This window comes from Burkholderia sp. Se-20373, from assembly GCF_017104705.1.
Taxonomy (GTDB): Bacteria; Pseudomonadota; Gammaproteobacteria; order Burkholderiales; family Burkholderiaceae; genus Burkholderia.
Genome location: NZ_JAAGPH010000082.1, coordinates 1 through 24,225, shown reverse-complemented (window position 1 = coordinate 24,225; position 24,225 = coordinate 1). Strand labels below are relative to the sequence as shown.

Here is a 24,225-nt window from a genome sequence, read left to right as displayed (position 1 = left end):
AATGCAGACGACCGACGAAGAGCAGCGCGTCGCGCTGCGCGCCATCCTTAAAACAGCAATGTCGATCCTGCGCGATGATGCGCCATACGATCCGAAGAATATTATCTTTGGGACAAACTACACAACGTGGACGCATCCTCCCGCAAAAGGGTTTCTTTATAAATACAAAAATCGTGCGCTGCGCGGGACGAAGATTGAATTTTCCACAGGCGACGATCCGGAGGACTACAGTGAGGATCGCGATAAGGTGAAAATTGTTCCGGCTGGGGTAAGAATTGTCGTTGACGCAAGGGTTGCCAATCTGCCTGACACGGAAATCAAATCGCTTCTCCAATTAGAGGACTATTGGATTGACTCTCGAGGGAATCGCGAGTATGGAAATGAAATGAGGGGGCGCACCCCCGATGCTCCCAATTTGCAGTCCTTTCGCTATCGCTCAAAAGACGTCCCCGGGAGCAAATTTCCAATCGATGTCGATCTTGGTTACATCAATCCGGTGGATGGATCATTTCCGCAGCGACTGTGGATAGTCGAGATACGCCGCACATACAAAATCTTGACGCCCGAGGAACGCAGGCAACGTCGCCTTGAAGAGCGGCAGGCGAAACGTCAGAAATACGGCGAAATGAACCTGTGCACTGGCATGCTGTGTCCCGAGACCGGGTTGTGGGAGGGATTCTCCACGGTTTCCAGCCACTCATTGGTGGTCTACAAGGGGCGAGCATTCCCCACGGTCCGCACGTTGATGCCTTGGGAGGAACGCGAACAACGGCGGCCTACCGAGCACGTGCCGGGCCGCTGGATGTGGCTGCGAGAGCCGCACGATCATCCGGTATGGTGGATGCACGACCCGGAATTTAATCAAGCGTGACCCGGAAAGACGAAAGCCCATAAGCAAAAAGATGGTGAGTTTCGAAGAGGATATCGGAGCCAGTTACATGAAGAAGATGCTTATGCGTGTGCGGAAGTGGTGCAAGCCTATTGGGACCGCCCTGATCGTGCTTTCGTGCGTAACCCCTCATGCGATCAGGAAAGGTCAGAAATTTCCCGATGTCCGCAAGCTCACCCCTCGGGAGCAAGCAGAACGAAACCAGTACACGAACCTGTTTGAGCCGGGTCGGTGGATGTGGTTCGAGGAATATCAGAAACGATCGTAAGACCCATCCGATTGAGTTCGTACTGGCAAGCCCATACCGGTGGTACGCGAAAGCCCGACGGGCGATTTGCACTGGTACGAAGAAGTACCTAGCCCCCGTCCCTCTTCAGACCTGGAGCGCACGAGGCAAACCCGCGCGCCCAGCGACGGGCAAACCCAACCAACTAAACGCGGCCGCCGCCATCCGGCAGCCGCGTTCGCCTTCAACCCCGGCCTCAACCGAGCCCCGTTACCTCAGTGCCACCGCCCCGCATCCGTCCCCGGCGCGAACTCGATCCCCCGCAGCACTTCCGCAAACTTCGCCGTCCGCAGCACTGCGAATTGCTCATGCGCGGCCGTGGCCGCACTCGTGTTCTTCAACACGTCGCGCACCGCCACCAACCGGTTCGGGTCCGCCCCGACGTCGCCGTTGCCGCTGACGGTCGACGTGATCGCCCAGATCGTCACCGTGCCGTCGCGCTCGACGCGGCCCGTCAGGTTGCGCAGGCCGGCCGTCGCCGGTGCCCACGGCAGGCCCGTCGCCGAATTGTTGCCCGCCGGATAGCCGGCGACCGAATACGGCTGGCCGAGGTTCAACCCGTTCTGCAGCGTGTACGCGAGCGTCCACTGCTTCGTGCCTGCGTCGTAGACCCACTTCTGCAGGCCCGCCGTCTTCTGCGCAGCGGCGTGCGTGTACAGGTCCGCGCCGCCCGTGTAGCCGTCGCCTTCGTCCGCGACATACAGCGTGTTCGCGTCGGCGAACCAGATCCCGAACGGATAGGCAAGCGTCGTCGCGGTCTTGTTCGGCGTGCTCGGGAAGCCGGCCAGCACGCACATGTTGTTCGGCAGGCCCGCCGTTTGCACAGTGGCGGCGTTGTATGCAAGCGGCGCCGTCGGCAGCACGGCCTTCGGCGACGGCACGCCAACGCCCGACGGGCACGCGGTGCCGGTCGTATCGACGAAGTACACCGTGTTCACGCCGTTGCCGCCGCTGCCCTTCGTGTAGTACACGACGTTGTCGTGCACCGCGATGCCGCGGAAGTTGTCGTCCTTGCCGATCTTGTCGGCCTTCGCGCCGAGCTCCGTGACCGAAAAGCTCGCGAGCGGCGTCGGCACGCCCGGATCCTGCTGCGCTTCGTGATGCTTCGCGCCGTCGACGAGCTGCGCGCCCGCGCCGAGGATCACGTTCTCCGGCTGCGGGTTCGCGCCGTTGCCGGCGTTGCCCGACGTGTAGTAGATCTCGCGGCCGTCGCGATTGTTCAGGATCGCCGCGCGGCCGTTGTTGCCGCTGTACGCGTTCGTTTCGGTGAAGCGGAAGTGCCCGTGGCGATCGACGCGCGCGATCGCGCGATAGTAGTTCTGCCCGTCCGGGTTGGTCGTATCGACCGCGAGCGGCGTGTTCGAGTTCGACACGTCGATCGCATTGACCGGCGCGACGTAGCCCATGAACGTCAGATAGCGGCCGTCGAGCGACAAGTGCAGGCCGAGTTCCGACTTCGAGCTGAAGCTCGTCACCAGCTGGTCGTGCGCGAAGCCCTTCTGCAGGCTGTTCGGCACTTCGAGCGTGCTGACGACACCGCCGGCCGGCGTGATCTGGTCGAGGAAGATGCGCGACGTGATGCCGAAGCTGCCGTCGTAGCGGTCGTTGTTCCACACGGTCGGGTAGGCGCCGTCGTTCGGCGCGCCGGATGCCGCACCGCACCCGCCGGTGGTCTTCGCGCAGTTCGGCGGCAGGATCGCGCCGGGCTGGACGTTGCTCGACACGTTGTCGTACACGCTGCGGCTGAGCACCAGGAAGCCCGGCACGAAACCCGGCTCGAAACGGCTATCGCCGTCGTTGTCGTGCGGAGCAGCGTGTGCGCCGATGCTAGCGGCAATCAGCGTGAGTGCGAAGACGGGAACGGTACGATCGCGCAGCGCGCGGCGGCGCTTCGCGGACAAGGCGAGATTCGGCATGGACAAGGCTCCGTACGACAGCGAGTGAGGACGTTGTGGGTGGACGGACTGACGACGTGAAGCCCCGCCACCTTAGCCATGCTTGATGAAGAATTGATTGCACGCGATGTCGCGAAAACCCGCGTACGGATGCGGATTTCCCGGCACAGTACCGTGTTATTGATCCGTAATACGAAAGAAATGAATAAGACAGCCATTCAGGCGGATTGGCCCGCATGCGGCTGCGCGAGCTTGCCGTCGCCATACTCGCGCAAAACCTTCGAAATCACGACGCGATAGCCGTCCAGCCAGCGCGCCTGTTTCGTCTTCGCCTCGAGATGCGCCGGGTGCTGCATCAGCTGCTGCAGCGCCGCCTCCGACTCCCAGTAATAGACGTTCTGGATCAGCCCGGATGGGGCGTTCTCCCACGTCTCCTCGCCGAGATAGCCGGGCGTTGCGCGCGCCATGTCGGCGATCTGCCGGTCGAGCCGGTGGAATTCGTCGTCGTATTGCCCGGCACGGAAAATGAAGGTCGACGCGTACATGCCCGCTCCATCGATAGCGATTAAAGAGCGCCGATTGTAAGGCACGTGCGGTGGGCGGCGATCGTTACGCGGCGAGCGTATCGAAGTCGGGCCGGTCGGCGAGCCACGCGTCGATGCGTGGGGCGTCTTCACGGATGCCGGCCGCGGGCGCCGGCATCGCGGTCAGTGCGTGCCGTGCCCGTTCAAGCGCCTGCGCGAAACCGCGCAACTCGCGCGTCGCGGGCCGGTCGTCGGCGTGCCGGCGCGCGAGTGCTGCTTCGATGTTCGTGCCGATCAACGCGAGTTGCGCGTCGATGAACGTCAGACACAGCGCGCGGCAATGCGCGGACACCGACGCAACGGCAAGCAGCACCGGCACGATCGACACGGTCAGGTAGCCGCCGGGCGCGAGCCGCGACAGCGCATGACGCACGTCCTGCCCGCCATCGGTCAACGATGCGAACACCGCATCCCGCCACACCGCACGCTCGAACACCAGCGCATCGCGATGTGCGTCGAGCGCCGCTCGGTCCGCGACCTGCCCGGCCGTCACCAGCGGAATCGGGAATGACGATTCAACAGAAGATTGCGCGCTCGCCGTTTCGACGATGCAGTTCGCGCCGAGCCATCCGGCATCGTCGCGCCGCGCGGCCAGCACACGGGACTGCAAGCGGTCGGGCAGCATCGGATCGAGCGGCACCGCGCGGCAGATCGACGGCTTGTCCGCCTGCACGCTGCAGCGTCCGTCGTCGGCCAGCGCCGCGCACCGGCCGAGCGACGGATAGTCGTAGCCCTGCAGCGTCAGCGCGATCCACTCGTTCCCGGCGCCGCCGGTGCGATGAAACAACCGCGCCGCCAGCGCCTCGGTAGCCGCGACGTCTTCCGCATCGAGCGCGTGCTCGCGGCCGCCCGCACGCCAGCGCTCGCCGATCCGCCGCGTCGGCACGCGACGGATCGTCAGCGCACCGACGAAGCGATGCCCGTGCCGGAACAGTTCGCGCAACGACAGCGTCGGTGCGCTGTTGCAGCAGCGTCCGCAGGCGTTGCACGCGAGCAGGTACGTGTCTACCACGGCCGCCGCACCGAATCCTGGTAGCGCGTGAGGATGAAGCGCGCGACGTCGTCCGAGTGATACGCGGCGACGAGCTGCTTGACCCACGGCTTCGCGCGATCGGCCTCGCGCACCGTCAGCACGTTCGCATACGGCGAGCGCGCATCCTCGATGCTGATGCTGTCGCGTGCGGGTTGCAGCCCGGCACGCGCGGCATCGTCGCTGTCGATCGCGACGAACGCGGCCGAGTCGAGCGCAGCATAAAGGCGATCGCGGCGCAGCGCGACGAGCTTCAGCCCGAGCCGGTTGCCGGTCACGTCGCGCAGCGTCGCTCGCAGGCCGGCCCGCTCGCGCAACGTCACCAGCGTGTCGTTCTGCAACAGCACGAGCGCGCGCGCCATCCCGCGTGGATCGGCGGGAATCGCGACCGTCGCACCAGGCTGCAGTTCGTTCAGGTTCTTCAGCTTGCGTGAATAGAGCGCCATCGGCAGCGTGACGGTCGGCGCGATTTCGGTCAGCGCGTAGCGTTTCTGCGCACGCGTCGCGGCAAGCTGTTGTGCATCCTCGAAACTGGCCGCGTCGATCCGGCCGTCGGCCAGCGCCGCATCGATGCGCGATGCATCGTCGAATTCGACGACGTCGATGCCGAATCCTCGCGACGCGGCGACCCGCTTCACTTCGTCCAGGATCTGCGCATGCACGCCGCGTGTCACGCCGACGCGCACCGCCGGTGCGGCCGATTCGGCGGCCACGGTCAAACCCGAATGAACGATTGCACACGCCGCCACCAGCCACGCGCCCATGCCAACCACGACGCGCTTCATGACGCATCCCTCAGAATCGTGCGAAACCCGATATGCGACGCGCCGAGATCGGCTTCCTGCTGTTCGCGCGACGACGCGCGATAGCGCACGCAGTAATCGCGCGAGCACAGGAACGAGCCGCCCTTGATGACCATCGGCGTATCGTGCCGGCGCGTCGGTGGCGCGACGGCCGCCGTGTCGCCGTTCGTATGCGACTGGTGCGGGCCCGTGTATGCATCCTTGGTCCATTCCCAGGCATTGCCGATCATGTCGTAGAGCCGGAACCCGTTCGCCGCGTAGCAGCCGACGGGCGCGAGCCCCGCATGGCCGTCCTCGGCCGTGTCGAGCACCGGGAACACGCCCTGCCAGTAGTTCGCGGCGGGCTTGCCCTGCGCGTCGTCGCGGCCGGCCTTGCCCGCGTATTCCCATTCGGCTTCGGTCGGCAGGTCGCGGCCGAGCCAACGCGCATACGCGAGCGCATCGCGTTGCGTGACGAGCGTGACGGGGAGGTTGCCGAGCCCGTCGATGCCGCTGCCCGGCCCGTGCGGATGACGCCACGACGCGCCCTTCACCCACGACCACCACGCAAGATCGCGCGCGTTCATCTCGTCGCGCGTCGGCACATGGAAAACGGCCGCCCCGTCCTGCTGCTCGGCCTCGGTCACGTAGCCGGTCGCCTGCACGAACGCGGCGAACTGCGCGATCGTCACGTCGGTCTGGTCGATCCAGAACCCGCCGACACGCGTGCGGCCGTCGCCCGCCGGGCGCTCGTCCGCATAGCCGCGCGTGCTGCCGAACACGAACGCGCCGCCGCGCAGGTGCACCATCCCGGCCTTCGGGTCGTCGCGCCATCCGGCCGGCAGCCCCGAATAGCGCGCGCACTGCCGCTCCGAACCGAGCGGCGCGAGCGCGCGGCCGCGATTCGCGTCGTCGAAGGCGCCGCCCGCCGGTGCGACGGGATTCGCATAGCCGGCCGCGAATGCCGCGGCGAACAGCGTGGCGGCCAGCGCCGCGCCGATGGTCCAGAACCGGAACCGCATCGTGTCGCTCCCGGCTTCAGTAGTAGCCGCGCGGACGCAGCGGTTCGACACCGCCGACGTTGCTCATGTAGGTCTTCCACTGGTCGACGAGCGTGCTGACCACCGACGGGTTCTGCGCGGACACGTCGGTCGTCTCGCCGCGATCCGCCGCGAGGTCGTACAGCTGCCAGTGGCCGTCGAGCGGCCCGAGCGGCGGCTCGGTCCACAACGCCTTCCAGCGGCCGTCGGCGCTGCGCAGGTACGCGCGGCCGTACGCTTCGTCGCCGAACGGCGCGGTATGCACCTCGCCCGTCGCCGTGCCCGTCAGCACCGGCAGCAGCGACTGGCCGGTGACCGGATACACGTAGCGGTTGTTGTAGACGACCTTGCCCTTGTTCTGGTCGACGCCCGTCAGCGTGTTGACGAGCGGCGGCGCCGGCTGCGACGGCGGCGTGACGCCCGCGACCGCGAGGAACGTCGCCGTGTTGTCGGTCACGTGCGTGAACGCGCGCAGCGTCGGCAACGGCTGCGTCTGGCCCGGCAGGCGCACGATCGTCGGCGTCGAGACGCCGCCTTCGGCCGAATAGCCCTTCGTGAGCCGGAACGGCGACGCGCTCACTTCGGCCCAGCGCAACCCGTACTGCAGGCGCTGCGCGTTCTGCTTGCCGTTGTCGGTGCCGAGCGTCGAATAGATCGGGTCCTGCCCGTTCGCGGTGTCGGTCGCCGTCGGGTCGGCGCCGCCGTCGATCGGCCAGCCTTCCGCGCCGTTGTCCGACTGGAACATGATGAACGTGTTGTCGTATGCGCCGATGTCCTTCAGGTGCTGGATCAGCAGGCCGATGTTGTAGTCGAGGTTCTCGACCATCCCCGCATAGATTTCCATGTAGCGCGCCTGAGCCTTGCGCTCGGCCGGCGACAGGCTCGACCACAGCTTGTCGACCTTGCCGGGGCCGTAGTCGCCGTAGCCGTCCGCGGCCGAATGCACCGCGCTGATGTATTTCGCGGCGGTCGTGCCGTTGTTCGCGGTCGCGGGCGATGCCGCCGTGGTTTCAGGCAGGCCGTCGAACGGCTTGAAATCGGCGGGGATCAGGCCGAGCGCCTTCTGCCGCGCGATCCGCGCGTTGCGGATCGCGTCGTAGCCGGCGTCATAGACGCCCGCGTACTTGTGCAGCCACGGCTCGGGCACCTGCAGCGGCCAGTGCGGCGACGTATAGGCCGCGTACGCGAAGAACGGCTTGCCGTCGCGCTGGTTCGAATCGATGTACGAGATCAGCTTCTGCGTATAGAAATCGGTCGAATAGAACACGGCCGGGCTGCCGCCCGTGCCGCCCGGCTGCCCGGGCTGGCCAGGCTGCACGTAGCGGCCGTCTTCCGTGTAGTTCGACGAGCCGGCCGGCTCGTGCGCGAAGTGATTCGTCGCCGCGCCGCCGAGCAGCACGTAGCTGCGCTCGAAGCCCCACTGGTCGGGCGTCTGCCCGCTGCCCGTCGCGCTGCCGACGATCCCCGAGCCGATGTGCCACTTGCCCGCGATGTACGTGTGGTAGCCGGCATCCTTCAATAGTTGTGCGAACGACAACGCACGGTCGTTCAGGTAGCCCTCGTAGCCGGGCAGCCCGCGCCGTTCGTCGGTCGGTACGCCCATCGTGCCTTCGCCGACGAGATGGTGGTCGGTGCCGGACACCAGCATCGCGCGCGTGATCGCGCAGACGGTGCCCGTGTGATGGTTCGACAGGATGCGGCCCGACGCGACGAGCGCGTCGAGGTTCGGCGTGTTGATCTCGCCGCCGAATGCATGGATGTCGGAATAGCCGAGATCGTCGGCCATGATGTACAGGATGTTCGGGCGTTTCGCGGCCAGCGGCGGCGTGGTGTTCGTCTGGGACGACGGCGGACCGCTGTCGACGCCGCCGCACGATGCAAGCGACAGCGCGCCGGCAATCGCGGCGCAGACGACACGGAAACGAAAAGCATGCAACGGCGACGCGGACTTTTTCATTGTTCTGAACGCTCGATCTACGGGATCGGCGATCTTAGCGTCGCGCGCGCGGCACCCAAAGTCCGATTCGTCACATGCTAACGGGGTGGCGGAATATGCGCGCCACCGACGGCGCGGATGCGAAGAAGGCGCAGAACGATGCGATGGCGCCGCTGATGCCCGCGAACATCGTGCTCGAGGGCGGCATCGTCGGCTACGACACGAACGTCCGCACCGGCGGGGCCGGCGTCGCGTACCTCGGGATCAGCGGGTCGACGCAATACCGGATCGACCAGGTCACGGTCAACCTGCGCGCGATCGACATCCGCACGGGCCAGGTGCTCAACAGCGTGTCGACGACCAAGACCGTCTACTCCTATCAGGTCGACACGGGCATCTATCGCTTCGTCGGCTTCAAGGACCTGCTGCAGGCGGAAGCCGGGCTGACGCGTAACGAACCCGCGCAGATCTGCGTGAACGAAGCGATCGAATCGGCGCTCACGCACCTGATCGTCCAGGGGGTCGCGAACCAGACCTGGGTGCTGAAGAACGACCAGGACTGGTACGACCCGACGATGCAGCGGTATCTGCAGGAAGACCGGAAATACGCGCAGGACATGGAGGACGCGAACACCGCGTACGACCCGCAGAAGATCGATCGCTCGGGCGTGTCCACTCATTAACCGGCATCAGGCCGGCCAGCGGAGAAAACATGATGAATCGACAGCATGATCGGAACGGGCGCGCCCGCGCGGCGCGGCTAGCGCTCGCGACCGTGTGGGCAGCGGCAGCCGTGCAGGCTGCGTTCGCGGCGCCCGTGCCGCTCAACGACCTCGGGCCGCCCGAACCGGCATTCGACTACAGCGGCAACATCGTCGCGGTCCGCCAGAGCGGTGTCGGCAATGCCGCGTCGCTGGACCAGGCGGGCCACAGCGGTGCGCTGATCTGGCAGGCCGGCGACGGCAACGCGATCGTCGCGCGGCAGGCCGGGGCGCAGAACTGGATCGCGGCGTCGCAGGCCGGCGTCGGCAACAAGCTGAATGCGACGCAGCGCGGCAACGGCAACACGTTGCAGGTGCAACAGAACGGCGCCGGCAATTCGGTCGACTCGACGCAGGTCGGCACGTCGCTGTCGGCGCGCGTCACGCAGAACGGCAGCAACAACGCGGTGAACCTCGTGCAGGGCGGATCGAACACCGGCATCCAGGTGATCCAGACCGGCAACGGTGCGCGCGCGACGGTGCTGACGCGGTAACGGTTACGCAGTTTGCAGGTGCTTTGCTTCAAGTGGTGTGAGGTGTGGGACGTGAGAGCGTCCTCAATTGGCGGGGGTGCCGGCAAAGACCCACTTTTCCGGCGAATTTTCTTTCGAATCAGGAGCAACAAATGAAGGTGACCAAGTCTGCAATCGCAATCGCAGTGCTGATGCTCGCATCGGCTGCCGCACAGGCCGATTCGTCGGGTAACACCGTGACCGTCGGGCAAATCGGCAGCTTCAACTCGGCCACCGTCGAACAGACGGCGACGAGCGGTGATTCGGTGTCGATCAACCAGTCGGCAGCCGGCGACGATCCCCGTTACGGGTTCGTCGCCAACGTGACGACCGTGGGCGGCAGCGGCGACACGACGGTGATCCAGCAGAACTCCTGGTGGGCGGAGCCGTATTCGAGCGCGAACGTGTCGCAGACGGGCACGTCGCATGAGCGGAACTACGTGACGCAGTCCGGTGGCGGCGACTTCTCGGCGACCATCACGCAGACGACGTCGGCCTACACGGGCGGCCCGCAATACGACACCAACACGATCAATCAGTACAGCTACATCGACAGCGCGTCGATCTCGCAGCAGGGCGGCGGCTGGAACGCGGTGACGATCAACCAGTGCTCGCCGAGCCAGCCGGCGATCGGCAACAACGCCACGGTCAACCAGTGGTTCGAGTCCGGCGACAGCGCGACGATCAACCAGTCGGCCGCATCGAACAATGCAACGATCACGCAGCTGAACGGCTACGGCAACGGCGCGTCCATCACGCAAACGGCCGCATTCAACACGGCGTCGATCACGCAAAGCAGCTCGACCGGTTCGACGGCATCCATCACGCAGTCTTCGGCGGACAACCTGGCATCCGTGACGCAATCGGCATCGGGCTCGGCGGTGACGGTGAGCCAGACGGGCGCCTTCAACACCGCATCGATCAAGCAGCACTGAGCACCGCCGGTGTAACGAAAAGGCCGGACGGTTGCCCGTTCGGCCTTTTTTTCATTCGACAGGGGACGATCATGGTCGGCATTCACGATCTCAATGCCTATTTCGACATCGCCGCCAGTGCCGGCGGCGTGAACATCGTGCCGCACGTGCGGGCGGCCGCGCCGGTCGACGTGTCGTACAGCCTGCGCATCACCAAAACCGGCGGCGCCGGCTCGGCCTCGCTCACACGCTCCGGCGAATCGCGACTCGCCGGCGGCGAGGATCAACCGCTTGCGACACTGCGGCTGAGCGTCGCCTCGGGCGACATCTGCACGGCGACGCTGGTCCTGCACGTCAATGGCGAGCACGCGGAGTATTCGGTGGACTGCAATCCGCATCGGGCCGCGAATTGAGCCGGTGCGGCGCGGGCCCGTTGCGATCGCCGCACCGTGCCCGCCTCAATCATCCGAGGCCAGCATGCGCGGTATCTCGTCGACGAGCGCATCGATGACCACGCGCACCTTCGACGGCACCTGGCGCGAGGCCGGCCGCACCGCGAACACTTCGGCGCCCGACACGCTGTTGCTGTCCATCACGAGTGCGAGTCGGCCGTCGCGCAGGTAAGGCGCCATCAGCCAGCACGGCAGCCACGCCAGGCCCGCGCCGGCGGCGGCCGCATCGGCGATCGCCTGCAGGTCGTCGAGCCGCAGGCGGCCGGCCGGGCGATGGTCGTGCACCGTGCCGTCCGCGCCGACGACCCGCCACGGCGTCGGTTGCCCGCCGCGTGAATACGCGATGCCGACGTGCGACGCGAGTGCGTCGAGCCCCGCCGGCCGGCCATGACGGTCGAGATACGCCGGCGACGCGCAGATCCCCATGCGCTGCACGCCGAGCTTGCGGCCGACCAGCGCGCTCGTATCGGCCAGCTCGCCGATGCGCACCGCGATGTCGAAGCCGTCGTTGACCAGGTCGGCCACGCGGTCGCTGAACGACACGTCGATCTCGAGCCGCGGATGGCGCTCGACGAGGCGCCGCATGACGGGCGCCACGCACTGCCGCCCGAACAGCACGGGCACGCTGACGCGCAGCCGCCCCGCCGGCTCGCGCTGCCCCGCGTCGAGCGCCGCCTCCGTCTCGCCGAGTTCGGCCAGCAGCCGCCGGCACTGCTCGTAATAGACGAGCCCCTCGTCGGTCAGGCCGAGCTGGCGGGTCGTGCGCTGCAGGAGCCGCGCGCCGAGGCGGCGTTCCAGCCGCGCGACGACCTTCGCGACGGCCGAGCGCGTGACGCCGAGCCGCAGCGCGGCCGCCGCGAAGCTGCCCGACTCCACCACGTCGACAAATTCGGCCACGCCTCTCAGCCGCTCGTCCATGCCATTCCGCTCCGATTGGGTCACAGAGTTGTGTCCGCACAGGCGACAGTCATCGGCCGAATTCTCGCCAATGCGTCCCCGTGCGCAACACTATGATAGTCCGCTCTATCTCGAAAAGGAGTCGACATGCACGCATGGCAAGTGAAACCGGGCGACGGCGCGGCCGGGCTTCGGCGCATCGACGCGACACGCCGCGCGGCCGGACCGACCGACGTCGTCGTGAAGATCCACGCCGCCGGCCTGAACTACCGCGACCTGATGTTCGCGCGCGGCGACTATCTCGGCATCGGCACGGACGCGCTGATCCCGGTGGCCGACGGCGCCGGCGAAGTCGTCGAAACCGGCCGCGACGTCACGCGCTTCAAGCCGGGCGATCGCGTGATCAACACGTACTTCCCGCACTGGCTTGACGGGCCGCCCACGCCGCAGAAAGTCTCCGGGTCGCCCGGCGCGCAATTCGACGGCGTGCTGGCCGAACATTTCGTCTCCGACGAAGCGGCGCTGGTCGCGATTCCCGCGCATCTGAACTACGACGAGGCGGCGACGCTGTCGTGCGCGGGCATCACCGCGTGGAACGCGCTGTTCGCCGACGGCGGCCTGCGGCCCGGCGCGACCGTCGTGCTGCTCGGCACGGGCGGCGTGTCGATCGTCGCGCTGCAGCTCGCGCATGCGGCGGGGCTGCGCACGATCGTCACGTCGTCGAGCGATGCGAAGCTCGAGCGCGCCCGCGCACTCGGTGCGGACGCAACCATCAACTATCGCACGACGCCCGAGTGGCAAAACGAAGTGCTGCGGCTCACCGGCGGCGCGGGGGCGGATCTGGTCGTCGAAGTCGGCGGCAAGGATACGCTGCCGCGCTCGGTCGCCGCGACGAAGCTGGGCGGCATCGTGTCGGTGATCGGCGGCCTCAGCAGCTTCGCCGGCCCCGAACTCGGGCTGCTGTCGCTGATCGGCGGGATCCGGCAGCTGCACGGCATCATGGTCGGCAGCCGCGCGATGCTCGACGATGTCGTGCGGCTGGTCGACGCGAAGCGGATCAAGCCGGTGGTCGATCGCGTGTTCGGCTTCGACGAGGCGCCGCAGGCGTATGCCTATCTGCAGTCGGGGCAACACTTCGGAAAGGTCGTGATCCGCGTCGCGCAGTAAGCGCGTCGAGGCGGCGGGTCGCTCGGCCCGCCGCCGCTTCCGTCATCGCACTCAGAACTTGTGACGGATCCCCGCGTGAACCATCAGCTGCTTCGAGGTCGACGACAGGTCCGCAGCGCCGGGAACATAGGCCTGGTCGAGCGACGAGCCCGTCGCGTCGCCCGCGATCCGCTGGTACGCGCCCATCAGGTACACGTCCGTGCGCTTCGACAGGCTGTAGTCGGCCATCAGCCCGAGCGAATGGATCTTCGGCTTCACGCTGCCCGTCGTCGCGTCATAGCGCACCGTCGTGTACACGTACTGCGCACCGACGAACAACGCCGGCGTGAACTGGTATTTGCCGTTCACCTCGAAATTCTGGTACTTGATCGACGACACCGTGCCCCCCGCGAGCGGGCCGGTCACCGGCTCGATCGTTTCGTCGCCGAACAGGTAGCCGACGTTCGCGGTCGGCCGCGTGACGTTGCTGTTCGTGTACGCGAAACCGACCGTCGCGGGCCCCGCCGTGTAGTTGATGCCGGCACCGAAAATCCGCAGCCGCGCCGACGCAAAGTTCGCATCGGCGCCGACCGATCCCGAGCCCGCGATCGCACCGCCCGACGTCGCACCCGGGTTGTCCGCATTCAGGAACGCCGCGCCGACCAGCAAGCCGCCCTGCTCATACTGCGCGCCGACGCTCCACTGCCGGTTGTTCGCGAAGCCCGTGTCGTTGCTGAAACTGTATGTGCCGCCGAACGAGAAGCCGGCGAAATCCGGGCTCGCATACTTCACCGTGTTGTTCATGCGGAACGTGTTGCCGGTGTTGTCGTTGTCGAGCGGATGCGAGAACGGATAGACGCCCCAGCTGCCGTTCGCGGTCGTCGGCGCGAGATAGTCGACCACCGCATCGTATTGCCGGCCGAGCGTCAGCGTGCCGAACCGCGCGCTGCCGAGCCCGACGTACGCCTGCCGCCCGAACATGCGGCCGCCCTGCGCGAGCGTGCCGTTGTTCACGTTGAAGCCGTTCTCGAGCTGGAACAGCGCACTGTAGCCGCCGCCCAGGTCCTCGGTGCCCTTCACCCCCCAGCGGCTGCCTTGCGCGAAGCCGCTCGCCATCTGCCACGCACTGTGGCCGCCGACGTTGTTCGTGTAGTCGATACCCGCATCGACGAGGCCGTACAGCGTGACGCTGCCTTGAGCGAACGCGAACGCGGGCGCCGCACACAGCACCGGAACCGCGACGAAAGCCAATCTCCAGTTCATTCGTTTTCCTTATTTATCGTGTCGTGAATGCCCGTTCCCGGGCGTCGCCGCTTACTTCGCGCCGTAGATGTCGAAGTCGAAGTACTTCTTGTTGATCCGCTGGTACGTGCCGTTCGCGAGGATCGTCGCAAGCGCGTGGTTGAAGGCGTCGCGCAGGTCGTTGTCCTGCTTGCGCAGCCCGAGCCCGTCGCCCTGCCCGAAGTACTTCACGTCGTCGATCGCCGCGCCGACGAACGCGAAATCCTTGCCCTGCGGCTTCTTCAGGAAGCCGTCGCTCGCCGCGATCGATGCCTGGAACGCCGCGTCGAGCCGGCCCGTCACGAGATCGGCGTAGACCTGGTCCTGGTTCTGGTACGACACGACCTGCACGCCGGCCGGCTGCCAGTTCGCGACCGCGTAGTCGGCCTGCGCGGAGCCCTGCTCGACACCCACGCGCTTGCCCTTCAGCGCGTCGGCCGTCGGCAGCAGCGGCGAGCCCTTGCGCGCGACGAGACGCGCCGGCGCATTCGAGATCCGGTTCGTGAAGGCGATCTGCTGCTGCCGCTTCGGCGTGATCGTCATCGACGACGCGATCACGTCGAACTTGCGCGCGAGCAGCCCCGGGATCATCCCGTCGAAACTCGACTCGACCCACACGCAGCGCGCATGCAGCTCCGCGCACAATGCGTTCGTGATGTCGATCCCGAAGCCCGTCAGCGTGCCGTCGGGCAGCTTGTATTCGAGCGGCGGGTAAGTCGGATCGACCGCGAGGCGGATCTCCTTGCCCGCCCAGTCGCCCGCATGCGCCGCCCCTGCCGCCAGCGCCACCGCGAGCGCCGCCATCCGTTTCCATTGCTTCATTACCAGTCTCCTTCCTTGTGTGAATCGTCAGTCAAAATCGTGCGAGCCCATCACGCGAGGTAGCGCTCCGCCAGTGCGATCCAGAAGCTCGCGCCCGTGGCAAGGCACGCGTCGTTGAAGTCGTAGCCGGGGTGGTGCAGCCCGCATCCGGCGGCGCCGTCGCCGTTGCCGATCGACAGGTAGCTGCCGGGGCATGCGTTCAGCATGAACGCGAAGTCCTCGCTGGCCGCGATCGGCCGCAGATGCGGGATCAGCGCGCCGTCGCCGCCCCATTCGCGGGCGACGTCGCGTGCAAACGCGGTTTGCTCCGCGTGATTGACGAGCACCGGGTACGCGTGCCGATAGTCGATCTCGGCGGTCGCGCCATAGCTCGCGGCCTGCCCGTGCACGATCTCGCGAATGCGCCGTTCAAGCAGCGCGCGCACGTCCGGCGACAGCGCACGCACGCTGAGCGCGAGATCCGCGTGCGGCGGAATCACGTTCGATGCGGCGCCCGCATGGATCGAGCCGGCCGTCACGATCGCCATCTCCTGCGGGTTCACGTTGCGCGACACGACGGTCTGCAGCGCCATCACGATCGACGCGCACACGACCACCGGATCGATCGTCGTATGCGGCGCCGCGCCATGCCCGCCGCGCCCGGTCACGCGCACCCGCACCTCGTCGGCCGAGGCCATCGCCGGGCCGTCGCAGAAACCGAGCACGCCTGCCGGCAGCCCCGGCACGTTGTGCATCGCGAACACCGCATCGCACGGAAACTGCGCGAACAGCCCGTCGTCGATCATCCGCTTCGCGCCGCCGAGCCCTTCCTCGGCCGGCTGGAAAATCAGGTTCAGCGTGCCCGTGAAGCGTTCCCGCTCGGCCAGGCAGCGCGCCGCCGCGAGCAGCATCGCCGTGTGGCCGTCGTGGCCGCATGCGTGCATCACGCCGTCGCAGCGGCTCGCGTGCGGCAGCCCGGTCGTCTCGCGGATCGGCAGCGCGTCCATGTCCGCGCGCAGCCCGAGCCGCTTGCCGGGGCCGCGCGTCAACGTGCCGACCACGCCCGTGCCGCCGAGCCCGCGCGTCACCCGATAACCCCACGTTGTCAGCAAGCCAGCGACCAGATCGCTCGTCGCATGTTCCTCGAAGCCAAGCTCCGGATGCGCGTGCAGCCGGCGGCGCAGCGCGATCATTTCCGCCTCGATGGCCGCCATTTCCGGCTGGATGTGTGTGTGGTCCAACCCCGATTCTCCTCGATGCGTTCCGGTTGCCGATCGCCCGAATGACCGATCGTGCCCGCATCGTAGGCAGCGAAAATCCCGGCGAACAGCCGCGGTTTCGTTATGATGACAACCTTTCGTTGTCGGGTATCGCACCATGAGCACGATCAAGCTGCATCAGTTGCAGGCGCTCGTCGCGAGCGCGGAGGCCGGCAGCATCCGCGGCGCGGCACGCACGCTCGGGCTGTCGCAGGCGGCCGTCACGCGCGCGCTGCGCGAGCTGGAGGCGAGCGAACGCCTGCCGCTGCTGGTTCGCGCGCCGGAGGGGATCGGCTTCACCGAATACGGGAAGACGCTGCTCACGCACGCGAAGCTCGTGCTGAAGCAGCTCGAACACGCGCAGAGCGATCTCGAGCGCATGCGCGGCCGCGTCGAGGGCCGCCTGAGCATCGGCGTCACGCCGTGGCTGACGATGACCTTCCTCGCGGAAGCGGTGCTGCGATTTAGGGAGCAGATGCCCGACGTGCGCCTCGAACTCTACGAGGCGCTGATGGCCGTCGCGCAGCCGCTGTTGCGCGACGGCAGCATGGACTTCGCGCTCGGGCACGTGCAACCGGGCGGCACGCAGGAATTCGCGTTCGAGCCGATGCTGCGCTACGAGACCGCGGTGATGGTGCGCGCCGGCCATCCGCTCGAGCATGCGCGGTCGATCCACGATCTGCTCGACCACGACTGGGTGCTGAATTTCGCGGCCGACGGCCAGGCCGCGCTCGTCGATTACCTGTTCACGCGCCACGGCGCCAAAATCGACGAGCGGCGCATCGTGCGTGCGCAGTCGGTGGCGATGCTGCAGACGATGCTCGAGCAGGCCGACATGTGCACGTGGTGCCCGACGATCCTCGCGGCCGTGCCGTCGTTCGGCGAACGGATGCGCGCGTTGCAGTTGAAGGAGACCTTCGAGCCGCGCGACCTCGGGATCGTCACGCGGCGCAGCAGCACGCTCAGCGACGCCGCGCGCTGCTTCATCGACTGCCTGCTGCACGTGATCCGCCGGCATGCGCGCTCGGCACGCAAGGCGGATCTCGCGCTGTTCAGGACGCTGTCGCTGCTGATCTGACGCGCGGCCCCGCCTGTCTTTCCAGTCTTTCGTCCAAAGCGCCTCCGTGAAAATGCATTTCCGAATCCGTTATTGGATTGCGCCGCCGCGCGTTTTTATACTCGTCAGCACTCTCTGCAAAAGAGTGCCAGCCAATCTCGACAGAACAGATCAGCACAGGACGAACCAATGAGCCTACGCCCCTTGCACGACCGCGTGATCGTGAAACGACTCGACCAGGAAACCACCACCGCATCGGGCATCGTGATCCCCGACAGCGCGGCGGAAAAGCCCGACCAGGGTGAAGTGATCGCCGTCGGCCCCGGCCGCAAGGATACGGACGGCCAGCGCATCGTGCCCGACCTGCAGGTCGGCGAGCGCGTGCTGTTCGGCAAGTACGCGGGGCAAGCCGTCAAGGTGGACGGCAACGAGTTTCTCGTGCTGCGCGAAGAAGACATCGTCGCGGTCGTCAATCAATAACGGAGCGCAATCATGGCAGCGAAGGAAATCATTTTCAGCGACGTCGCACGGGCCAAGCTGACGGAAGGCGTGAACATTCTCGCGAATGCGGTGAAGGTCACGCTCGGGCCGAAGGGCCGCAACGTCGTGCTCGAACGCAGCTTCGGCGCGCCGGTCGTCACGAAGGACGGCGTGTCGGTCGCGAAGGAAATCGAACTCGCGGACAAGCTGCAGAACATCGGCGCGCAGCTCGTGAAGGAAGTCGCGTCGCGCACCAGCGACGCCGCCGGCGACGGCACCACGACGGCCACCGTGCTCGCGCAGGCGATCGTTCGTGAAGGCCAGAAATACGTCGCGGCCGGGCTCAACCCGCTCGACCTGAAGCGCGGCATCGACAAGGCCGTCGCGGCGGCCGTCGACGAGCTGAAGAAGATCAGCCGGCCGACCACCACGAGCAAGGAGATCGCGCAGGTCGCGACGATCTCCGCGAACGGCGAGGAATCGATCGGCCAGCGCATCGCGGAAGCGATCGACCGCGTCGGCAAGGAAGGCGTGATCACCGTCGAGGACGGCAAGTCGCTCGCGGACGAACTCGATGTGGTCGAAGGGCTGCAGTTCGATCGCGGCTACCTGTCGCCGTACTTCATCAACAATCCCGACAAGCAGATCGCCGAGATCGAAAGCCCGTACATCCTGCTGCACGACAAGAAGATCTCGAACATCCGCGACCTGCTGCCGGTGCTCGAACAGGTCGCGAAGTCGGGCCGGCCGCTGCTGATCATCGCGGAAGATGTCGAAGGCGAAGCGCTCGCGACGCTGGTCGTGAACAACATCCGCGGGATCCTGAAGACGGTCGCCGTGAAGGCGCCGGGCTTCGGCGACCGCCGCAAGGCGCTGCTCGAGGACATCGCGATCCTCACCGGCGGGCAGGTGATCGCCGAGGAAACGGGCCTGACGCTCGAGAAGGCGACGCTGGCCGAACTCGGCCAGGCGAAGCGCATCGAGGTCGGCAAGGAAAACACGACCTTGATCGACGGCGCGGGCGATGCGAAGAACATCGAGGCGCGCGTGAAGCAGATCCGCGTGCAGATCGACGAAGCGACGTCGGACTACGACCGTGAAAAGCTGCAGGAACGCGTCGCGAAGCTCGCGGGCGGTGTCGCGGTGATCAAGGTCGGCGGGGCCACCGAAATCGAAGTGAAGGAAAAGAAGGATCGCGTCGACGACGCGCTGCACGCGACGCGCGCGGCCGTCGAGGAAGGCATCGTGCCGGGCGGCGGCGTCGCGCTGATCCGCGTGCGGCAGGCGATCCGCGAGCTGCAGGGCGTGAACGCCGACCAGAACGCGGGCATCAAGATCGTGCTGCGCGCGCTCGAGGAACCGCTGCGCCAGATCGTCACGAACGCGGGCGAGGAAGCGAGCGTCGTCGTCGCGAAGGTGGCCGAAGGCTCGGGCAACTTCGGGTACAACGCGCAGACCGGTGAATACGGCGACCTCGTCGAATCGGGCGTGCTCGATCCGACCAAGGTCACGCGCACGGCGCTGCAGAACGCGGCGTCGGTCGCGGGGCTGTTGCTGACGACCGATGCGACCGTGTTCGAAGCGCCGAAGGATGCGGCACCGGCGGCGGCGCCGGGCGGCCCGGGCGCGGGCGGGCCGGGGTTCGATTTCTGACGGTGTAGCGCGTGTGCCGTGTGCCGGTTCGCCGGTGTGCGCGCGACCTTGCAGACTCCCATTGCGCGTGGCGACGAAACTCGTCACGCGTTTTTTGCTTTGTGCTCCAGGTCGCACGAGCCACACAACCTTTACGACCTTTTTACTTGCGCCCGCGCATGCGTTCACTAGAATGTGTTCGCAACCAATCCATCACCGAGTACGCACATGCGCATCCGAAGTCCTCGCCCTCCGAGTTGCTTTTCTGCCTGACAGGCAGGACGCCTGCGTCTCTCTGTTCCCGAGCCACCGTCCTGCCAGCAGGCGGACGGTGCGCGCCGTAGCTCTTCCCGTGCACGCTTGAACACGACGTCGATGCGTTAGCCGCGCATCGCGCGATGCAAGCGTGTCCGCGCGGAAATTCCCGCCTCACGACGCGCCATCGATCCGCCGCCCCGGCCACGATCGACTGGCATGCCTCGCATCCCGCACGTCGATCCAGCCTGATTACTTTGCATACCTGATTTGACCGACGAACGTTTCCGATACCGGAGCACGATCATGTTCGAGATCGACAAGCAGTACACCCGCGAATTCATCCACACCGCCTGCGGCGGCAGCAAACAGGCGTTCCTGCCGACGAAGAACGGCAAGGTCGTGGCCGCCTGCCTGCGCACGGACCTCAACCCGCACGCGCCCGACGTGATCCTTTGCGACGGCAGCGCGTCCGCGCGGGCGGCCGGCAGGACGCTCGCCGCGCAACGCGATGCAATTCCGGTGTTCATCCGCATGGCCACCGACGCGTACCGCTTCGTCGGCCAGTACGTCGTCAGCGAATCGCTCACCGCACCGCTCGACTGCGCACCTTACGTACGCAACAGCAGCTTCACGCCCGGGCAGATCTCGCGCGTGCTCAAGCTCAAGCGTTGCTGACACGCATGCGGGGCGTCTCGTGCGCCCCATTCCGGCCATCTTTCATACAGGAGCCATCATGCTTGGCCTGACGTTCTGGAAACACGTGATCGGTGCGCGGACCGGTGCAATCCGCGATGACAGGGCGGCTGCACACGACCGGCACCGACGGGTGTCGAGAACGCTCGTGCTAACCAGCGCCGCGGTGGCGTTCGCGGCGATCGCGTTCGGTGCGCCGGTCGTCGGCATTTCGGTGTTTCTGCTGACGACGCTGCCGTTCGTGCTGTCGGGTACCTGACGCGCTACGCTTCGGGCCCGGTTCCATCGGCAATCGATACACAATTTTAATGTCGGGCCCGCTCGTATCTAACACCGTCTTTACGCGGTTTTGTCTAGGATTTCCCTGTCATCCCGACACGGAGAGATCCGCATGCAAACGCAGCAGGCCGCCGCCGGCGGCCAACCCGACCTTCCCTACCGACGCGGCGGCGCACCGCTCGCGACCCGGCTGGCCGACGCCTGCCCGCCGGATAACATCCTGCTCGACGTACCGGTCGAAAGCGCGACCCAGTTGTTCGACCTCGTCGCGCGCTATATCGAGCGCAGCAGCGGCGTATCCGCGGAACGGATCCAGACCGAACTGACGAAACGCGAGCAACTCGGCTCGACCGGCCTCGGCCAGGGCGTCGCGATTCCGCATGCACGTGTCGCCGGTCTTCGCTCGGCCATCGCGCTGTTCGTTCGCGCGCAGTATCCGTTCACCTTCAACGCACCGGACCGCAAGCCCGTGCGCGAATTCATCGTGCTGGTCCTGCCGCAGGAAGACAACCGCGCACACCTCGAACTGCTCGCCGACGCGGCACGGTGTTTCAGCGAACGCCCGTTCCGGCAGGCATCGCGCGACGCGCTGACACCCGACGAGATTCACCAGCTGATGCAACGTACGCATTGATGCCGTGATGCAACGTACGCATCGATGCCGCATCGTGCGGCGACAAGCATCCCCTTCATCCATTCGGATTCCCATGTTCCCAGACCCTGAAAGTCCCACCCTGACGTCGCGCCGCGTAGCCGGCCTGGCGCGCTCGCTGCCGTTCATGCAGGCCCTGCACGGGCAGACCGTCGTCATCGTCGAAGGCGGCGCCGCGAACGATGCGCGGGCCCGCCAGGCGTTCGCGCAGGATGTCGCGCTGCTCGCCCTCACCGGCGTTCGACCGATCGTCGTCCAGGGCGTGCCGGCCGCGTCCGGCACGCAATCGATCCACGCCGTTCACGCGGCGATGGCGGGCATCAATCACGAACTGGTGCGCCTGATCGGCAGTCACGGCGCCAAGGCGATCGGCATCGACGGTCACGACGGCGGCCTGCTGGTGGCGAGCGCGGATTCCGACCGCACCGACACAGGCGCGGTCGCACGGTTCGACGGCACCGCGTTGAACGCGTTTCTCGAGAACGGGCTGGTGCCCGTCGTGATGCCGGTCGCCCCGGACGACGCCGGCCGCGATCACCTGCTGCGCGCGGAACGGCTCGGCAGCCTCTTCGCGCAGCGCACGGGCGCCGTCACGCTGGTGATGATGGTCGACGGCACGCTACTGCGCGAACTCGGCGAGCTCGCGGGGCTGTACGGCATCACGGAACTCGAGCACTGGCTGGCCGAGCACCCGGCTGCCACGGCGGCGCCCTGCGTGCGGGACGCGCTCGATGCGCTCGCACACGGCGTGCAGAACGTCCATCTCGCCGATATCGGGCAACCCGAATCGCTGATCGACGAACTGTTGACGGAGGAAGGATCGGGGGTCGTGTTCTGCCGGCGCGGCAACACCGACCTGCTGTCGGAAACCCGCCGCTACTTCGCGGATTCGGCCAGCGTGCTGCGCGACGGCTTCAGCGTCGAGCAGAAGCAGGTCGTGCGGTTCTGACTTTCCTGTCGCGATAAGACGCTTGCGGCGACCCACCCGGGCCGCCGCAAGCGAATAGCGTCAGCGCCGCGTCGCAAGACGCCGCACGACGCTCACCAGCGCATCGACTTCTTCGCAGGTGTTGTAGAACGCGAGCGACGGCCGCACCGTGGCCTCGAGCCCGAAGCGCCGCAGGATCGGCTGCGCGCAGTGATGCCCCGAGCGCACTGCGATGCCCTCTTCGTTCAGCGCCTGCCCGACTTCCTCGGTCTCATAGCCCTTCAGCACGAACGACAGCACGCTCGCCTTGTCACGGGCCGTGCCGACGAGCCGCACGCCCGGCACCGGCGCGAGCACGCTCGTTGCATACGCAAGCAGGTCGTGCTCGTAGCGCGCGATGTTCTCGATGCCGACCCGGTTCACGTAGTCGAGCGCGGCACCCAGCCCCACCGCATCCGCGATGTTGCCGGTGCCGGCCTCGAACCGGTTCGGCGGCGGCTGGAACACCGTGCGCTCGAACGTCACGTCCGCGATCATGTTGCCGCCACCCTGCCACGGCGGCATGTCATCGAGGATCGCGCGCTTGCCGTACACGACGCCGATCCCGGTCGGCCCGTAGATCTTGTGCCCGGAGAACACGAAGAAATCCGCATCGAGCGCCTGCACGTCCACACGCATGTGCGAGATCGACTGCGCGCCGTCGACGAGCGCCTTTGCACCGGCACGATGCGCGAGCTCGACGATCTCCTTCACCGGCACGACCGTGCCGAGCGCGTTCGACACCTGCGTGACGGACACGATCTTCGTGCGGTCGTTGAGCAGCTTCCGGTATTCGTCGAGCAGCACCTGCCCCGAATCGTCGACCGGAATCACACGCAGCTTCGCGCCCTTGAGCGCGGCAAGCTGCTGCCACGGCACGATGTTCGCGTGGTGCTCGAGATTCGACACGATGATCTCGTCGCCTTCGCCGACGTTCTGCACGCCCCACGACTTCGCGATCAGGTTGATCGCCTCGGTCGTGCCGCGCACGAACACGATCTCGTCGGGCGACGAGGCGCCGATGAAGCGCTGCACCGTTTCCCGCGCATGCTCGTACGCGTCCGTCGCACGGCCGGCCAACGCATGCGCCGCGCGGTGGATGTTCGAGTTCTCGTGCGCATAGAAGTACGCGAGGCGATCGATCACGGCCTGCGGCTTGTGCGTCGTTGCCGCGTTGTCGAACCACACGAGCTGCTTGCCGTTCACGCGCTCCTGCAGGATCGGGAAATCGCGGCGGATCGCGTTCACGTCGAACGGCGGATGCGCGCCGCGATACAACTGGCCTTGCGGCTCGGCTGCGTGCGTGTCGTCGATGAAGTAACGCGGCACGTCGGCGCCCGACGCACGCGACACCGGCACGTCGCGATGCACGGCGAGCAGTTCGCGCAGCGCGTCGTCGCCCGGCAGCCCGAACGCTTCCGGCGACGCGAGGCCGTTCGACGGCACGACGATGTCCTGCGGCGTCGCCTGCCAGCCCTGCAGCGACCCGTCGGTGAAGTAGTACGGCGAGGCCTTCGCCGCGCCTTCCGATACCGGCGCATTCACTTGCGGCACGCCGAGCGCCGCGCCGCCGACGCGCGGCTCGAGCGCGGGCGCGATCGACACGACGTTGTCGGGCAGCCCGTTCTGCGCGGCCGCATGCGGCGCGAGCGCGGGTGCGCGGTTGCCGAGCGACAGCATGTGCGTCGGCGCGGACGGCGCGAGATTCGCACCGGGCACCTTCCCTTGCGGGGGCGCGAGAC

24 protein-coding genes are annotated in these 24,225 nt (G+C 66.8%); 13 read left to right on the top strand and 11 right to left on the bottom strand.

The window, feature by feature from the left end; translation table 11 throughout:
- Position 1 precedes the first annotated feature (1 nt).
- Both G3N96_RS24180 and G3N96_RS24175 read left to right on the top strand, forming a co-directional pair.
- A complete protein-coding gene (locus G3N96_RS24180; protein ID WP_206138733.1) occupies positions 2-871 on the top strand; it encodes a hypothetical protein in 870 nt (289 codons plus the stop codon).
- A 67-nt stretch (positions 872-938) separates the two neighbouring features.
- Positions 939-1,157: a hypothetical protein gene (locus G3N96_RS24175; protein WP_206138739.1), complete on the top strand. Its 219-nt coding sequence runs from the start codon at positions 939-941 to the stop codon at positions 1,155-1,157.
- 233 nt (positions 1,158-1,390) lie between these two features.
- Here G3N96_RS24175 and G3N96_RS24170 read toward each other — a convergent pair whose 3' ends face one another.
- From G3N96_RS24170 to G3N96_RS24145, 6 genes are all read right to left on the bottom strand, one after another.
- Complete coding sequence (locus tag G3N96_RS24170) at positions 1,391-3,091, bottom strand: hypothetical protein (RefSeq protein ID WP_206138732.1); 1,701 nt, start codon at positions 3,089-3,091, stop codon at positions 1,391-1,393.
- Between the two features lie 197 nt (positions 3,092-3,288).
- Complete coding sequence (locus G3N96_RS24165) at positions 3,289-3,615, bottom strand: antibiotic biosynthesis monooxygenase (protein WP_124581768.1); 327 nt, start codon at positions 3,613-3,615, stop codon at positions 3,289-3,291.
- 64 nt (positions 3,616-3,679) lie between these two features.
- Positions 3,680-4,666, bottom strand: coding sequence for a flagellin N-methylase (locus G3N96_RS24160; protein WP_206138730.1), 987 nt, complete (start codon positions 4,664-4,666; stop codon positions 3,680-3,682).
- Complete coding sequence (locus tag G3N96_RS24155) at positions 4,660-5,469, bottom strand: MetQ/NlpA family lipoprotein (protein WP_206138728.1); 810 nt, start codon at positions 5,467-5,469, stop codon at positions 4,660-4,662. The genes G3N96_RS24160 and G3N96_RS24155 overlap by 7 nt, the downstream gene beginning before the upstream one ends.
- A complete protein-coding gene (locus G3N96_RS24150; protein WP_206138726.1) occupies positions 5,466-6,488 on the bottom strand; it encodes a formylglycine-generating enzyme family protein in 1,023 nt (340 codons plus the stop codon). Before G3N96_RS24150 ends, G3N96_RS24155 begins: the two co-directional genes overlap by 4 nt.
- A 16-nt stretch (positions 6,489-6,504) precedes the next feature.
- Entirely contained in the window at positions 6,505-8,463 is a 1,959-nt protein-coding gene (locus G3N96_RS24145; RefSeq protein WP_206138724.1) for an arylsulfatase, read from the bottom strand.
- Between the two features lie 95 nt (positions 8,464-8,558).
- Between G3N96_RS24145 and G3N96_RS24140 the strand changes: the two genes are divergently transcribed.
- The 4 genes from G3N96_RS24140 to csgH all read left to right on the top strand — a co-directional run bounded on the left by G3N96_RS24140 (position 8,559) and on the right by csgH (position 11,042).
- Complete coding sequence (locus tag G3N96_RS24140; protein ID WP_241022802.1) at positions 8,559-9,125, top strand: CsgG/HfaB family protein; 567 nt, start codon at positions 8,559-8,561, stop codon at positions 9,123-9,125.
- 32 nt (positions 9,126-9,157) lie between these two features.
- Positions 9,158-9,697, top strand: a complete 540-nt coding sequence (locus G3N96_RS24135; protein WP_206138722.1) for a hypothetical protein — start codon at positions 9,158-9,160, stop codon at positions 9,695-9,697.
- A gap of 131 nt (positions 9,698-9,828) precedes the next feature.
- Entirely contained in the window at positions 9,829-10,650 is an 822-nt protein-coding gene (locus G3N96_RS24130; RefSeq protein WP_206138720.1) for a hypothetical protein, read from the top strand.
- Positions 10,651-10,721: 71 nt separating this feature from the next.
- Positions 10,722-11,042 (top strand): curli-like amyloid fiber formation chaperone CsgH, encoded by a 321-nt coding sequence (gene csgH / locus G3N96_RS24125; RefSeq protein ID WP_124581754.1) that lies wholly within the window; start codon positions 10,722-10,724, stop codon positions 11,040-11,042.
- A gap of 45 nt (positions 11,043-11,087) precedes the next feature.
- Here csgH and G3N96_RS24120 read toward each other — a convergent pair whose 3' ends face one another.
- Positions 11,088-11,999 carry a LysR family transcriptional regulator gene (locus G3N96_RS24120; RefSeq protein WP_206138718.1) on the bottom strand — a complete coding sequence of 304 codons (912 nt, stop codon included), beginning with the start codon at positions 11,997-11,999 and terminating at the stop codon, positions 11,088-11,090.
- 126 nt (positions 12,000-12,125) lie between these two features.
- Here G3N96_RS24120 and G3N96_RS24115 point away from each other — a divergent pair, with 126 nt between their 5' ends.
- Complete coding sequence (locus tag G3N96_RS24115) at positions 12,126-13,145, top strand: NAD(P)-dependent alcohol dehydrogenase (RefSeq protein WP_206138716.1); 1,020 nt, start codon at positions 12,126-12,128, stop codon at positions 13,143-13,145.
- A gap of 51 nt (positions 13,146-13,196) precedes the next feature.
- On the opposite strand, the gene G3N96_RS24110 is transcribed toward G3N96_RS24115, so the two are convergent.
- The 3 genes from G3N96_RS24110 to G3N96_RS24100 are packed head-to-tail and all read right to left on the bottom strand — an operon-like array spanning position 13,197 to position 16,399.
- Positions 13,197-14,387, bottom strand: a complete 1,191-nt coding sequence (locus tag G3N96_RS24110; protein ID WP_206138714.1) for a porin — start codon at positions 14,385-14,387, stop codon at positions 13,197-13,199.
- Positions 14,388-14,438: 51 nt separating this feature from the next.
- Positions 14,439-15,227, bottom strand: a complete 789-nt coding sequence (locus tag G3N96_RS24105) for an ABC transporter substrate-binding protein (protein ID WP_089457612.1) — start codon at positions 15,225-15,227, stop codon at positions 14,439-14,441.
- A gap of 50 nt (positions 15,228-15,277) precedes the next feature.
- A complete protein-coding gene (locus G3N96_RS24100; RefSeq protein ID WP_206138738.1) occupies positions 15,278-16,399 on the bottom strand; it encodes a M20 aminoacylase family protein in 1,122 nt (373 codons plus the stop codon).
- A gap of 184 nt (positions 16,400-16,583) precedes the next feature.
- Here G3N96_RS24100 and G3N96_RS24095 point away from each other — a divergent pair, with 184 nt between their 5' ends.
- The 6 genes from G3N96_RS24095 (at position 16,584) to G3N96_RS24065 (ending at position 22,465) form a co-directional block, all read left to right on the top strand.
- Positions 16,584-17,543, top strand: a complete 960-nt coding sequence (locus G3N96_RS24095) for a LysR substrate-binding domain-containing protein (RefSeq protein WP_089457611.1) — start codon at positions 16,584-16,586, stop codon at positions 17,541-17,543.
- A 168-nt stretch (positions 17,544-17,711) separates the two neighbouring features.
- On the top strand, positions 17,712-18,002 hold the full coding sequence (locus tag G3N96_RS24090; protein ID WP_011694564.1) for a co-chaperone GroES: 291 nt from the start codon (positions 17,712-17,714) through the stop codon (positions 18,000-18,002).
- A 12-nt stretch (positions 18,003-18,014) separates the two neighbouring features.
- The gene (gene groL, locus G3N96_RS24085; RefSeq protein WP_206138713.1) at positions 18,015-19,655 is read left to right on the top strand and encodes a chaperonin GroEL; all 1,641 of its coding nucleotides are present in this window, start codon (positions 18,015-18,017) and stop codon (positions 19,653-19,655) included.
- A gap of 540 nt (positions 19,656-20,195) precedes the next feature.
- On the top strand, positions 20,196-20,567 hold the full coding sequence (locus tag G3N96_RS24080; protein ID WP_039354345.1) for a DUF6697 family protein: 372 nt from the start codon (positions 20,196-20,198) through the stop codon (positions 20,565-20,567).
- Between the two features lie 409 nt (positions 20,568-20,976).
- Positions 20,977-21,498 (top strand): PTS sugar transporter subunit IIA, encoded by a 522-nt coding sequence (locus G3N96_RS24070; RefSeq protein ID WP_206138711.1) that lies wholly within the window; start codon positions 20,977-20,979, stop codon positions 21,496-21,498.
- Positions 21,499-21,571: 73 nt separating this feature from the next.
- The gene (locus tag G3N96_RS24065; protein ID WP_206138709.1) at positions 21,572-22,465 is read left to right on the top strand and encodes an acetylglutamate kinase; all 894 of its coding nucleotides are present in this window, start codon (positions 21,572-21,574) and stop codon (positions 22,463-22,465) included.
- Positions 22,466-22,525: 60 nt separating this feature from the next.
- On the opposite strand, the gene G3N96_RS24060 is transcribed toward G3N96_RS24065, so the two are convergent.
- Positions 22,526-24,225: family 2A encapsulin nanocompartment cargo protein cysteine desulfurase (locus tag G3N96_RS24060; protein WP_206138707.1), on the bottom strand; the 1,700-nt coding region annotated here is incomplete at its 5' end.

What these genes read in the sequence shown, in the direction of transcription:
- G3N96_RS24180 (WP_206138733.1), top strand. Translation starts at nt 2, where the DNA reads ATGCAGACGACCGACGAAGAGCAGCGCGTCGCGCTGCGCGCCATCCTT.
- G3N96_RS24175 (WP_206138739.1), top strand. Translation starts at nt 939, where the DNA reads ATGAAGAAGATGCTTATGCGTGTGCGGAAGTGGTGCAAGCCTATTGGG.
- G3N96_RS24170 (WP_206138732.1), bottom strand. Translation starts at nt 3,091, where the DNA reads ATGCCGAATCTCGCCTTGTCCGCGAAGCGCCGCCGCGCGCTGCGCGAT.
- G3N96_RS24165 (WP_124581768.1), bottom strand. Translation starts at nt 3,615, where the DNA reads ATGTACGCGTCGACCTTCATTTTCCGTGCCGGGCAATACGACGACGAA.
- G3N96_RS24155 (WP_206138728.1), bottom strand. Translation starts at nt 5,469, where the DNA reads ATGAAGCGCGTCGTGGTTGGCATGGGCGCGTGGCTGGTGGCGGCGTGT.
- G3N96_RS24150 (WP_206138726.1), bottom strand. Translation starts at nt 6,488, where the DNA reads ATGCGGTTCCGGTTCTGGACCATCGGCGCGGCGCTGGCCGCCACGCTG.
- G3N96_RS24145 (WP_206138724.1), bottom strand. Translation starts at nt 8,463, where the DNA reads ATGAAAAAGTCCGCGTCGCCGTTGCATGCTTTTCGTTTCCGTGTCGTC.
- G3N96_RS24140 (WP_241022802.1), top strand. Translation starts at nt 8,559, where the DNA reads ATGCGCGCCACCGACGGCGCGGATGCGAAGAAGGCGCAGAACGATGCG.
- G3N96_RS24135 (WP_206138722.1), top strand. Translation starts at nt 9,158, where the DNA reads ATGAATCGACAGCATGATCGGAACGGGCGCGCCCGCGCGGCGCGGCTA.
- G3N96_RS24130 (WP_206138720.1), top strand. Translation starts at nt 9,829, where the DNA reads ATGAAGGTGACCAAGTCTGCAATCGCAATCGCAGTGCTGATGCTCGCA.
- csgH (WP_124581754.1), top strand. Translation starts at nt 10,722, where the DNA reads ATGGTCGGCATTCACGATCTCAATGCCTATTTCGACATCGCCGCCAGT.
- G3N96_RS24120 (WP_206138718.1), bottom strand. Translation starts at nt 11,999, where the DNA reads ATGGACGAGCGGCTGAGAGGCGTGGCCGAATTTGTCGACGTGGTGGAG.
- G3N96_RS24115 (WP_206138716.1), top strand. Translation starts at nt 12,126, where the DNA reads ATGCACGCATGGCAAGTGAAACCGGGCGACGGCGCGGCCGGGCTTCGG.
- G3N96_RS24110 (WP_206138714.1), bottom strand. Translation starts at nt 14,387, where the DNA reads ATGAACTGGAGATTGGCTTTCGTCGCGGTTCCGGTGCTGTGTGCGGCG.
- G3N96_RS24105 (WP_089457612.1), bottom strand. Translation starts at nt 15,227, where the DNA reads ATGAAGCAATGGAAACGGATGGCGGCGCTCGCGGTGGCGCTGGCGGCA.
- G3N96_RS24100 (WP_206138738.1), bottom strand. Translation starts at nt 16,399, where the DNA reads ATGATCGCGCTGCGCCGCCGGCTGCACGCGCATCCGGAGCTTGGCTTC.
- G3N96_RS24095 (WP_089457611.1), top strand. Translation starts at nt 16,584, where the DNA reads ATGAGCACGATCAAGCTGCATCAGTTGCAGGCGCTCGTCGCGAGCGCG.
- G3N96_RS24090 (WP_011694564.1), top strand. Translation starts at nt 17,712, where the DNA reads ATGAGCCTACGCCCCTTGCACGACCGCGTGATCGTGAAACGACTCGAC.
- groL (WP_206138713.1), top strand. Translation starts at nt 18,015, where the DNA reads ATGGCAGCGAAGGAAATCATTTTCAGCGACGTCGCACGGGCCAAGCTG.
- G3N96_RS24080 (WP_039354345.1), top strand. Translation starts at nt 20,196, where the DNA reads ATGTTCGAGATCGACAAGCAGTACACCCGCGAATTCATCCACACCGCC.
- G3N96_RS24070 (WP_206138711.1), top strand. Translation starts at nt 20,977, where the DNA reads ATGCAAACGCAGCAGGCCGCCGCCGGCGGCCAACCCGACCTTCCCTAC.
- G3N96_RS24065 (WP_206138709.1), top strand. Translation starts at nt 21,572, where the DNA reads ATGTTCCCAGACCCTGAAAGTCCCACCCTGACGTCGCGCCGCGTAGCC.